The organism is Listeria sp. ILCC792, from assembly GCF_900186135.1.
GTDB lineage: Bacteria > Bacillota > Bacilli > Lactobacillales > Listeriaceae > Listeria > Listeria goaensis.
The window spans coordinates 94,922-106,709 of the sequence record NZ_FYBO01000011.1; the positions used below are offsets into that span (position 1 = coordinate 94,922).

Annotated in this window: 12 protein-coding genes and 1 pseudogene; 1 reads left to right on the top strand and 12 read right to left on the bottom strand. The window is 41.9% G+C overall.

Annotated features, from left to right (window positions below; translation table 11 throughout):
- Positions 1-2 precede the first annotated feature (2 nt).
- The 12 genes from pnp to CFS60_RS11505 form a co-directional block, all read right to left on the bottom strand.
- Positions 3-2,177: a polyribonucleotide nucleotidyltransferase gene (gene pnp / locus CFS60_RS11450; RefSeq protein ID WP_088809921.1), complete on the bottom strand. Its 2,175-nt coding sequence runs from the start codon at positions 2,175-2,177 to the stop codon at positions 3-5.
- Positions 2,178-2,403: 226 nt separating this feature from the next.
- The gene (gene rpsO / locus CFS60_RS11455) at positions 2,404-2,673 is read right to left on the bottom strand and encodes a 30S ribosomal protein S15 (protein ID WP_003719603.1); all 270 of its coding nucleotides are present in this window, start codon (positions 2,671-2,673) and stop codon (positions 2,404-2,406) included.
- 126 nt (positions 2,674-2,799) lie between these two features.
- The gene (locus CFS60_RS11460) at positions 2,800-3,744 is read right to left on the bottom strand and encodes a bifunctional riboflavin kinase/FAD synthetase (RefSeq protein ID WP_088815863.1); all 945 of its coding nucleotides are present in this window, start codon (positions 3,742-3,744) and stop codon (positions 2,800-2,802) included.
- Between the two features lie 67 nt (positions 3,745-3,811).
- The gene (gene truB / locus CFS60_RS11465) at positions 3,812-4,732 is read right to left on the bottom strand and encodes a tRNA pseudouridine(55) synthase TruB (protein WP_088839264.1); all 921 of its coding nucleotides are present in this window, start codon (positions 4,730-4,732) and stop codon (positions 3,812-3,814) included.
- A gap of 52 nt (positions 4,733-4,784) precedes the next feature.
- Positions 4,785-5,129, bottom strand: a complete 345-nt coding sequence (gene rbfA / locus CFS60_RS11470) for a 30S ribosome-binding factor RbfA (RefSeq protein ID WP_088809918.1) — start codon at positions 5,127-5,129, stop codon at positions 4,785-4,787.
- Between the two features lie 10 nt (positions 5,130-5,139).
- Positions 5,140-5,418: a DUF503 domain-containing protein gene (locus CFS60_RS11475; protein ID WP_369821475.1), complete on the bottom strand. Its 279-nt coding sequence runs from the start codon at positions 5,416-5,418 to the stop codon at positions 5,140-5,142.
- Positions 5,418-7,730 carry a translation initiation factor IF-2 gene (gene infB / locus CFS60_RS11480; RefSeq protein WP_088839265.1) on the bottom strand — a complete coding sequence of 771 codons (2,313 nt, stop codon included), beginning with the start codon at positions 7,728-7,730 and terminating at the stop codon, positions 5,418-5,420. Before infB ends, CFS60_RS11475 begins: the two co-directional genes overlap by 1 nt.
- Positions 7,731-7,752: 22 nt before the next feature.
- Positions 7,753-8,052, bottom strand: a complete 300-nt coding sequence (locus tag CFS60_RS11485; protein ID WP_088809915.1) for a YlxQ family RNA-binding protein — start codon at positions 8,050-8,052, stop codon at positions 7,753-7,755.
- Positions 8,045-8,329, bottom strand: a complete 285-nt coding sequence (gene rnpM, locus CFS60_RS11490) for an RNase P modulator RnpM (protein WP_088809914.1) — start codon at positions 8,327-8,329, stop codon at positions 8,045-8,047. Before rnpM ends, CFS60_RS11485 begins: the two co-directional genes overlap by 8 nt.
- A 14-nt stretch (positions 8,330-8,343) precedes the next feature.
- Positions 8,344-9,450 carry a transcription termination factor NusA gene (nusA, locus tag CFS60_RS11495; protein WP_088809913.1) on the bottom strand — a complete coding sequence of 369 codons (1,107 nt, stop codon included), beginning with the start codon at positions 9,448-9,450 and terminating at the stop codon, positions 8,344-8,346.
- A gap of 24 nt (positions 9,451-9,474) precedes the next feature.
- On the bottom strand, positions 9,475-9,942 hold the full coding sequence (gene rimP, locus CFS60_RS11500; RefSeq protein ID WP_088809912.1) for a ribosome maturation factor RimP: 468 nt from the start codon (positions 9,940-9,942) through the stop codon (positions 9,475-9,477).
- Positions 9,943-10,087: 145 nt separating this feature from the next.
- Entirely contained in the window at positions 10,088-10,864 is a 777-nt protein-coding gene (locus tag CFS60_RS11505; protein ID WP_088809911.1) for an alpha/beta hydrolase family protein, read from the bottom strand.
- Between the two features lie 211 nt (positions 10,865-11,075).
- On the opposite strand from CFS60_RS11505, the pseudogene CFS60_RS11510 reads away from it, so the two are divergent.
- Positions 11,076-11,788 (top strand): annotated as a pseudogene (locus CFS60_RS11510) (hypothetical protein); the annotation flags it as partial.

Here is an 11,788-nt window from a genome sequence, read left to right on the forward strand (position 1 = left end):
TTTTATTTGGACTCGTCTTTTTTGAAACGAGGTTTGCGTGGGCGGTCTTTTTTCTCTTGCGCTTTTTTCTCATCGTAGCCTTCTGGCTTTTCAAGAAGTACTTTGCGAGATAGATTGACGCGACCTTGATGATCGACTTCAATAACTTTAACAGTGACTTCATCGCCAAGTTTTAGAACATCTTCTACTTTACCAACGCGCTCGTAAGCAAGCTCAGAAATATGCACAAGCCCGTCTGTTCCTTTGAATAGCTCAACAAAGGCACCGAATTTTTCGATACGACGAACTTTTCCTGTATAAATCTCGCCAACTTGAACTTCACGAACGATATCTTCAATAATGGCCATTGCTTTTTTGTTCATCGCTTCGTCTTGAGAAGCAACATAAACTGTACCATCTTGTTCAATATCAATTTTCACGCCAGTTTCTTCAATAATTTGATTGATTTGTTTTCCGCCAGGTCCGATAACATCTTTGATTTTATCTGGCTTAATTGTCATGGTCACAATTTTTGGTGCATAAAGAGAGAGCTCAGTACGTGGTGCACTAATTGTGCTCATTAGGTGTTCCAAAATGTGCAGACGACCTTCTTTTGCTTGTGCAAGAGCTTCTTCTAAAATTTGGCGGCTCAAACCATCGATTTTAATATCCATTTGAAGTGCTGTAATTCCTTCGCTTGTCCCAGCAACTTTAAAGTCCATATCGCCGAAATGGTCTTCCATGCCTTGAATATCCGAAAGAATTGTGTAGTCATCGCCTAATTTCACGAGTCCCATTGCAATCCCAGCTACAGGTGCTTTAATTGGTACACCAGCATCCATCAAAGCGAGTGTCGAGCCACAAATACTTGCTTGCGAACTTGATCCATTGGATTCTAGAACTTCAGATACAAGACGAATTGTATACGGGAAGTCTTCTTCAGATGGGATAATATATTGAAGCGCACGCTCACCTAACGCTCCGTGTCCAATTTCCCGGCGACCAGGCGCACGGCGTGGACCAGTTTCGCCTACACTGAATTGCGGGAAGTTATAATGGTGCATAAAGCGTTTGTATTCTTCAGCGCCTAATCCATCAATGATTTGATGCTCACGAAGAGGAGCTAGCGTACAAATACTTAGCGCTTGCGTTTGACCACGGGTAAATAAACCAGAGCCATGCACACGTGGAAGAAGGCCAGTTTCAGAGGATAACGGACGAATTTCGTTTACTTTACGGCCATCTGGACGAATTTTTTCTTGCGAGATAAGACGACGCATTTCATCTTTCTCAATTATTTCTAAAATATGTGCGACTTCTGCAAGAACAGCTTCTTCATCTTCAAGTTCTTTTGCTTTATAGCCTTCTAAAATTTCTTCTTTTACTTCTTCAATCGCAGCTTCGCGTGCTTTTTTCTCTTCTGTTTGAATTGCTGCTTTCATTTTCGCTTCACTTAAACTCTTCACTTCTTCTTCAAGTTCTGGATCTGTTACGAAAAGCTCAATTTCGCGTTTTTCTTTTCCAACGGCTTTAATGATTTCTTGCTGGAATTCACATAAGCGCTTGATTTCCTCATGACCAAACATAATTGCTTCAAGCATCGCTTCTTCGGATACTTCTTTGGCGCCTGCTTCAACCATGTTAATCGCTTCGTGTGTTCCCGCAACGGTTAATGAAATATCGCTTTTTTCAGCTTCTTCAATTGTTGGATTGATGATGAATTTGCCATCAACGCGTCCAACATCAACACCTGCAATTGGGCCGTCAAACGGAATGTCTGAAATGCAAAGCGAGATGGAAGAACCTAGCATTGCCGCCATTTCTGGTGAACAGTCTTGATCGACACTAAATACAGTTGACGTAATTTGTACTTCGTTACGGAATCCTTCAGCGAATAACGGACGAATTGGACGGTCAATTAGGCGTGCTGTTAGTGTTGCGCGGTCACTTGGACGTCCTTCACGTTTTAAAAATCCTCCGGGCACTTTACCAACAGAGTACATTTTCTCTTCATAGTTTACCGTAAGAGGGAAAAAATCTCCTGGTCTTGGTTTTTTTGATCCAACTGTTGCTGTTAGAACAACTGTATCGCCGTAGCGCACAAGTGCTGCGCCGCTAGCTTGTTTTGCTAATTGTCCTACTTCGATTTGTAATTTTTTGCCTGCGAGCTCTGTCTGAAATACTTGTTTTTCCGACATAAATCATTCTCCTTTTTTAGAGAACGTTTTCCTTTACCATGCATAAGAATGCTTCATGCACACCCCGAATGCGGGGCACGCATAAATCCAAAAACCTACCATAAAAGTGAGATAGCGCCCTTTTTAGCACGTTTTTGGATTCATGCGATAAATAAAAAATCGTTCTCTTTTTTCTTAATAAAAAAGCGGGAGACAAAATCGTTCCCCGCTTTTCTTGGTTTCGTTATTATCTACGTAAACCTAAACGTTTAATAAGTTCGCGGTAACGTTGAACATCTTTTTTACGTAGGTAAGTAAGTAGGTTACGACGGTGACCTACCATTTTCATTAGACCTCTGTAAGAATGATGATCTTTTTTGTGTACACGAACATGCTCATTTAAGCTGTTGATTTCTGCAGTTAGTACAGCAATTTGTACTTCCGGAGAACCTGTATCCGTATCATGAACACGGTATTCAGCAATGATTTCGTTTTTACGTTCTTGAGTTAAAGCCATTTAACTCCACCTCCTAAATTTTCTAATCCCCACTTACTGAGCAATGCGCCGGTGACTCGCAAATAGCCAAGTAAAGGTTCTTGTCGTACAGATTTAAAGATACACTAATTTGGGAATAAAATCAAGTTAAATCAAACTTTCTCCCTCAAAATAACGACGGGTGTTCTCTTCGTCTTTTTTTAGCTGCTCGATTAAGCCTTCCATACCATTGAACTTCATTTCCGGTCTAAAGAAATGGAACCATTCAATTTCGGCGCTTTCACCATAAATTTCGCGATCAAAATCCAAAATGTACACTTCAATGGAAAGCTCTTGGTCAGTTTTAAAGGTAACATTGTAGCCAATGCTTGCCATGCCCAAATAGCTTTCGCCGTTTACGATGAACTTCACGGCATAAATTCCGAGTTTTGGAATAAGGTAGTCGCCGTCAATGCGCATATTAGCCGTTGGGAAGCCTAACGTGCGTCCACGCTTGTCGCCATGAATGACTGTGCCGCGCACTTTATACGGGTAGCCTAAAAGTTCATTCGCCTCATCTAATTCGCCACTTTCGATGTAGTTGCGAATGTTCGTTGAGCTAATTTTAGCATTGAATGCTTCTTGCTTATCGACAATTGTGACGTCAAAACGCCCTTTTGCATATTCTGGTAGCTCACTCATTTTACCGGCGCCTTTTTTGCCGTAAGAGTAGTCGAAGCCAGCCACGACATGTTTGGCATGAAGACCAACTAAATATTGTTCGACAAATTCTTCTTTTGACAATTCGGAGAAAGCAGTCGTAAAACGCACCACGTATAAAATATCAACGCCAAGTGCAGCTATTTTTTCTTCCTTTTCCTCCAAAGGGGTTAAATATTTTACTTTCTTACGCATTTTGCTAAGCACAACAGATGGGTGCGGGTCAAAAGTGAGGACTGCGCACTGCTCATTGTTTGCCACAGCGATTTCTTTTGCGCGCAAAATGACTTCCTGATGTCCGCGATGAACACCGTCAAAAAAGCCTAACGCAATGGTTTTCGGCTGTAAATCCGAATTTAACGTATTAGGGTGATGTATAAAAATAGTTTCCATGAAATCTCCTTTTCACTCGTAACATTTCCTACATATCATATCTATTTTTCACCTTTTTGGCAAAAAATTAGTTTAGCGGACCATCTCTTAATTCGATGACTTTTTCAGGTTTTAAAAGCTGCGTTTTCGTCGGGTGTGGTTTGTAGATGGCAACCAATTTGCCGTTTCGCATCATCGCAAATAAATTCCCGCTAGGCGCACCAAAAAGCGCCGTCTCAAGCACAACACCGTTCAATACTTTTTTGTACAGCGTGTCATCTAATTCGAGCTGTGGCATATTAAAAATGCCTTTTTCGAGTGGCTGAAGGAAGTCAAAATTGCCACTACTGACTTGTTTTTCGATTTCCCCCAAAGTCAGGCAGTCTGCTTTTTCAAAAAAGCCGCTTTTTGTGCGTTCAAGAGTAGCCATATGCGCCGGCAAACCAAATTGTTCGCCAATCATCACGGCTAGCGTACGAATATACGTCCCTTTCCCGCAAGCAATGCGGATTTGGAACGTCGGATTCGCGGCCGTCAGCTCGCCTGAATCTAGTCGCTCAAGCGCATAAATTTGCACGGTGCGTTTTGGTCGTTCCACGGTTTGCCCAGCACGTGCGTATTCGTAGAGTTTTTTGCCGTTTACTTTTACAGCAGAATACATTGGCGGAACTTGTTCGATTTCGCCTGTCAATTTATCTAAAACTGCAACTAGTTTTTCCTCCGAAATCGCCGTTTGAAGGTCTTTTTTTGAAACGACTTCGCCTGTTGCGTCTTCCGTCGTCGTACTTGTGCCGAGCGTGACTGTCGCAACGTATTCTTTTCCTTCACCTGTTATGTATTCGGCAAGCTTTGTCGCCCGGCCAACACAAATCGGCAGTACTCCTTCAACTTCTGGATCGAGCGTTCCGGTGTGCCCAACTTTTTTTGTTCCTAAAATTTTGCGCAGTTTAAACACACAATCATGGCTCGTCATGCCACGCTCTTTAAATAGCGGAATAATTCCGTCCATAAAAAAATCCTCCTTTCACAAAAAGAGAGGCAAACAGCGCCCCTCTAGAAAGTTATTCACCTTTATTTAAATCTCTTAAAAGTTCATCGATACGATTGCCGTATTCTAGCGAGCTATCCATTTCAAACAGCAGCTCTGGAACTTTTCGCAGGCGCATCCGGTTGCCAATTTCAGAACGAATAAAGCCGTGTGCCTTTTCAAGCGCAAGAAGCGTATCTTCACGCTCTTTTTCATTCCCTAAAATCGAAATAAATACCGTCGCTTGCTGCAAATCGCCTGTCACTTCCACATCAGTAATCGTGATAAAGCCAAGACGAGGATCTTTTAATTTTCGGTTTAAAATGTCGCCGAGTTCTTTCTTCATTTGCTCCGCAACACGATTTGCTCTCAAACTCATTTTGTTCACCTCATAACCATTCAATGTCCGTCAAAAGGCGCTCCCATTCGGGGAAGGAGTCTAGAAAGCGTAACACTTCCTGACCTTCCTTCTCCGTTTGAACTCGCGAACTTCCGACAATCACAAAACCAATTTCCGTGCGCTGCCACTTATCTAGGAAGCCTATTTCAGCCATAGACACATTAAATTTCTGGCGGGCGCGCATTAAAACACGTTGTAATACGGCACGCTTTTCTTTTAAATTTTGGGCTTCATAAATGTGAAATGTAAGAGCGGCACTGTAAATGATCATTTTCTTTCGATTTCTTCCATAATGAATGCTTCAATCACATCGTCTTCTTTAATATCATTAAAGTTTTCAATAGTAATCCCACATTCAAAGCCTTTAGCTACTTCTTTTGCATCATCTTTAAAGCGTTTCAGCGTAGAAAGTGTGCCTTCAAATACAACGATACCATCGCGGATTAAGCGGACTCCGCTATCGCGTGTAATCTTACCATCTGTCACATAACAGCCGGCAATTGTACCAATTTTAGATACGTTGAATGTTTGGCGAACTTGCGCTTGTCCAATGATTTTTTCTTCAAATTCAGGATCAAGCATTCCTTTCATCGCTGCTTCAATTTCTTCAATCGCTTTGTAAATAACGCGGTGTAAGCGAATATCTACGCCTTCATTTTCCGCACCTTCACGTGCTTGAGCAGTTGGACGAACGTTAAATCCAATCACAATGGCATTTGAAGCAGCCGCGAGGGTAATATCCGACTCGTTAATAGCCCCTACTGCTGTATGAATGATTTTAACGTTAACGCCTTCCACTTCAATTTTACGAAGTGATGCTGCGAGCGCCTCAACAGAACCTTGAACGTCTGCTTTAATAATGACATTAACTTCTTTCATTTCGCCGGCTTTCATATGTTCAAACAAGTTGTCTAAGCTGACGCGATTTGTTGCTGAACGTTGCTCTTGGAGTGCTTTCGATGCACGAGTTTCCCCGACGCTACGAGCTGTTTTTTCGTCTTCAAAGACTACGAAACGATCGCCCGCTTGTGGCACACCATTTAAACCAGTAATTTCAACTGGTGTACTTGGTCCAACTTTTTTCACACGACGTCCTAAATCATTCACCATCGCCCGAACACGTCCAAACGTATTTCCGACAACAATTGGATCGCCGATATTTAACGTTCCATCTTGAACAAGCAGTGTTGCCACTGATCCGCGGCCTTTATCAAGTTCCGCTTCGACAACTGTACCAATTGCACGGCGTTCAGGATTCGCTTTTAGTTCCTCTACCTCAGATACAAGTAAAATCATATCTAATAGGTTATCTAAACCTTCACCAAACTTCGCTGAAATCGGTGCAAAAATCGTATCGCCACCCCAATCTTCTGGAATAAGCTCATACTCTGTTAATTCTTGCATGACGCGATCAGGATTCGCTTGTGGTTTATCAATCTTATTTACAGCAACGATAATTGGCATACCAGCAGCTTTCGCATGGTTGATTGCCTCAATCGTTTGTGGCATAACGCCATCATCAGCAGCCACAACAAGAATCGTAATATCCGTAATTTGGGCACCACGCGCACGCATCGCAGTGAAAGCCGCGTGACCAGGCGTATCTAGGAAAGTGATTTTCTTCCCGCGCACATCAAGCTGATAAGCCCCGATATGTTGCGTAATCCCGCCTGCTTCACCAAGCGTCACTTTCGTATTGCGCAAGGAGTCAAGAAGCGTTGTTTTCCCGTGGTCAACGTGTCCCATAATTGTAACAACAGGAGGACGTTCTTTTAATAGTCCAGCGTCTTCTTCAACTGCATTTTCAAAGTAAACATCTAAATCCGTAATATCCACTTTAATTTCTTCTTCTACTTCAACACCGTACTCAGAACAAATAAGTTCAATAGCATCTTTGTCTAAAGATTGGTTAATTGTGGCAACTACGCCAAGTAAGAAGAGTTTTTTGATAATTTCTGATGGTTCACGATATAGCTTTTTCGCCAATTCGCCAACCGTCAAAGATTCGCTGAAAACAATTTTTTCTGGAAGCTCTTTTGGTTTCGGCGGAGTTGGTGGTGTCGTGCTGAAATTTGTTTTCCCTTTGCGCTTCGTATTTTTACCGCTACGATTTTGCTGATTAAATCCACCGCGTTGGTTATTGTTTTTCCCACCGCGATTTTGATTATTATTTTTACCGCCTTGATTGTTGTTTCTATTGCCACCCGAATTACTGTTTTGATTATTCGAACGGTTCGCATTTTGCCCAGTTTGAGTCCCACGACTCGCTTGACCTTGCGTTTTATTTTGCGTATTTGTTTGCGGTTTTTCCGCACGATTTTGATTCGTTGGTTTTTTGTTTCCTTGACTATTCAGTTTGTTTGGCTCCCTACTTGTCCCTGTGCTCTGCTTCGTTTCTTTCGTATCTTTTACAGGCTGATTTTTTTTCGAAAAAGATTCGTCGAGTTGTCTAAGTGCATTATCGTTAATCGTCGACATATGATTGGCGACCTCTACACCTAACCCACGTAACTTTTCAATAACATCTTTGCTAGACAACTGCTGTTTTTTTGCGTACTCATATACACGAATTTTACTCATGCCGTACACCTCCATTAGGTAATCAACCGAGGAGTTCTTTTAGTTTTTTTGCAAATCCAGCATCAAGTACTGCAATAATTGCTCGTGACTCTTTCCCGATGGCACCCCCTAGTTCATCTCTTGTGCCAGCTTGTTTTATAGCCACTTCATAGTACTCACATTTATCATGGATTTTTTTCGCTGTTCTCTCTGAAATATCTTCTGCGATAATGACTAATTTCGCCTTTCCGCTTCGAACAGCTTTCAAAACTAATTCTTCTCCGGTCGTTAATTTCTTCGCTCGATTTGCAAGTCCGAGAAGTGCAAGTGCTTTATCATTCATGATTTGCATCCTCTACCGCTTTTAAGTATGAAATAAGTTCATCATAAAAACTTTCCTGCTCATCTATTTTAAGACCTCTAAAAAGCGCATTTTTTTGCTTGGCGCGCTCTGCAACTGTAACATCTTTTTTAATATAAAAACCACGTCCAGGCGCTTTACCAGTAGGATCAATCGTTAGCGTGCCTTCTTTCGAATACGCGATTCTAAGAAGCTCTCCTTTAGGCAGACGCTCCCCTGTAACCATACATTTCCTAAGTGGAATTTTTTTGTTACGCATTTTGGTTTCTCCTTTTATTCTTCATCGTCAGAAACTGGTAATTCTTCTTCCAAAATTGGTGCACCTTCGCGCGGATAGATACCCATTTCACGCGCGACACTTTCGCTCTTAATATCGATTTTCCAACCAGTCAGTTTTGCCGCAAGACGCGCGTTTTGACCGCGTTTACCGATAGCAAGTGAAAGTTGATAATCCGGTACGACAACCGTTGTCGCTTGCTCTTCTTCGTCCACAATAACATCTAACACTTTTGACGGACTGAGCGCGCTAGCGACAAATGTGAACGGGTCATCTGACCATTCCACAATATCGATTTTCTCACCCTTCAATTCATTTACAATCGTTTGCACACGTGCACCTTTAGGGCCAACACATGCACCAACAGGATCCACTTCTGGATTCGATGTGTACACCGAGATTTTCGAACGATCGCCCGCTTCACGTGCGACAGATTTAATTTCTACAATGCCATCATAAATTTCTGGAACTTCCATCTCAAAAAGACGTTTTAATAATCCAGGATGCGTTCTTGAAACAAAGATTTGCGGACCTTTTGTTGTTTTTTCAACTTTCGTTAAATAAACTTTAATGCGGTCATGCGCACGGTATGTTTCATTTGGCATTTGCTCATTTTGAGATAAAATCGCTTCAATTTTACCTAAGTTTACATAAATAAATCGTGAATCTTGACGCTCGACAATCCCCGTCATAATATCATCTTCGCGGTCGATAAATTCATCGTAAATAATACCGCGTTCAGCTTCGCGAACTCGTTGCGTCACGACTTGTTTTGCCGTTTGTGCTGCAATTCGGCCGAAGTCTTTTGGTGTTACTTCAAGCTCCACAACATCCCCTGTTTTATAAACCGGATTTACTTTGTGTGCTTCTTCAAGCGAAATTTCAAGGCGCGAATCAAACACTTGATCCACAACATCTTTTCTTGCAAAAACGCGAATCGAACCATTTTCTAAGTTTAGTTCCACCCGAACGTTTTGGGCTTGGTTAAAGTTTCGTTTGTAGGCGGATACCAGTGCGGCTTCAATCGCCTCCACAATGACATCACGCGAAATTCCTTTATCATGTTCTAACACATGAAGAGCGTCTAGTAGTTCTGAGCTCATTTTTTGCTCACTCCTTATTTAATTTTAAAATTTAATGGCTAGTCTTGCTTTGGCAACTTTGTCTTTTGGAATCACACAAATAATTTGGCGTGTTTTATCCATAATTTCTACCGTTAACGTGCTTCCATCATATGCAGTTAGCGTGCCTTCCCACATTTTACGACCTTCAATTTGCTCGTAAGATGTGACATGTACGTAAGCCCCTACAGCATTTTCAAAATCAGCTTCTTTTTTAAGCGGGCGTTCTGCACCTGGTGATGATACTTCTAAAAAGTAGTTTTCAGAAATCGGATCAGCTTCGTCTAGCTTTTCGCTAACGCGTTCACTAATTACGGCGCAATCATCGATATCAATGCCACCTTCTTTATCAGCAAAGATACGTAAAAACCAATTTTTCCCTTCTTTTTCAAAAGCTAAATCGACAAGTTCAAAGCCGAGCTCTTCCGTAATAGGCTTTACGATGGACTCTACTTGGTCTAGGACTTTACTCATTTCAGCCTCCTTCTAGATTCTCGCTCGCTTGCTTTTCGCAAAACGAAAGAGTGGGCAAATGCCCACTCTTAGCTGAGTTATCGTAGTATTTCATAAGTAATCATATCACAAACGGCGCAATTAAGCAAATTTACGGGTTTTTTCCTTATTTTGTAAAAGAAAAAAATTGTAACGCCTTTTGGATTTGCGAATCCCAGTAATCCCACGTATGACTACCTGGGCCTTCCTCGTATGTTAACGGCAAGTTCGTTTCCGTTGTTACAAATTTACGGAAATTTTGATTATGCGCATATAAAAAATCTTCCGTCCCGCACGCCTGGTACAGTCTTGGCGATTCCCCAGACACATTTTTCGCCAGCGCGAACAAATCGTTTTCACTTCCAACAAAGTCCGCCGCCGTTCCAAACGTATTATTTTTCTCCCGAGCTGCTTCTCCTGAAACCTCTTTTAAATAACTTTCCATGTCTAAAGCACCTGAAAAACTAGCTGCAGCAGCGTACCGCTCCGGAAAATGGAGTGCTAATTTCATCGCTCCGTAACCGCCCATGGAGAGCCCCGCAACAAACGTTTCATTTCGCGCACTGCTAATTGGAAAGTAATGTTGCACTAGACTTGGCACTTCGTTTGCTATGTAGTCAAAATAGTTCTCGCCGGTTTTAGTATTCGTGTAAAATCCCCGATACCCATTTGGCATGACGACAACAATTCCAAGTTCAGCGACATAGCGCTCAAGCGCCGTCCGACGAGTCCACGTGCTATCATCGTCAGAAAGTCCATGTAATAAATACAAAACGGGATAAGCCTCCTGTTTTTTAGCTCCTGCCATCCCAATTCGATTTTTTCCAACTTCAGGAAGGAGCACCGTCATTGAAGTCGAAATCCCGAGCACCTCTGAAAAAAACTCACATTTTACTTTCGCCATTTTTTATCACCTCTATGTGCAGTATACCTAAAATGAAAAGGTCTGCCTAGTGAAATAGATATCATTTAGCGAACAGCAAACAAAATGATTTTAAGTTATATAATCTAAGTTTTTTGAATGTATTTCACTGAAAAATTCACAAATTATCCATATTTTACTTTTCTTACGTATGTTAAACTAGAAAAAAAGATAATAGTAGGTGAATGCTTTAGTGAAAGATATCCATTATCAGGAAGATGACTTTGAAAAAGCAGGAAAAAGCATTGGCAGCCTTATCGGGAAAGGCGCATGGGGCAAAGGCACCATCGACCATTTAAAGAAAGTTTCCAAGAATTTAGAAGAAGTAGAAAAAGATATTGCTACATACGATACAGACGGCGTGATTTCTTTTCAACATACAAGCCAAACATCCAAATATCAGGAGATTTTCGAGGATTTTGACGTCCTTTACCGTTTTTCCGACCAAATCGGGGATATTGTAAACAACACAATCGACCACCCTTTTTATGAAAAGCTAGATGACTTTGTGGCAGGCATGCGCGACTTAGATGCGACCACGTTCACAACGGAAAACCGAATTGGAGCCACCACGACAACCACGCAGTTTGAAAACAGCTATACGCAAAAACAAGTAGAGGTCCCAAAAAGTAAAGTGAGCCTCGAGGATTTATTCAGCGGAGACACCTTTTACGCCGACCAAATGAAACTGCAGTATGATGCATGGAAACAGACGAACAAAGGAGAAGACGTCAGCCATCAAGATTTTCAAGCCGCGATGTTAAATTCCCGAGCCTTCACCTACACGTCCATTAAAGATGAACAACAGAAGACAGAATTTTGGACACTCGTGGTCGCCACTATCGTCATCGTGGGTGTTTCCGCATTTTGCCCGCTCGCAGGTGTAGCTTTAAGTGCCGCTTACGG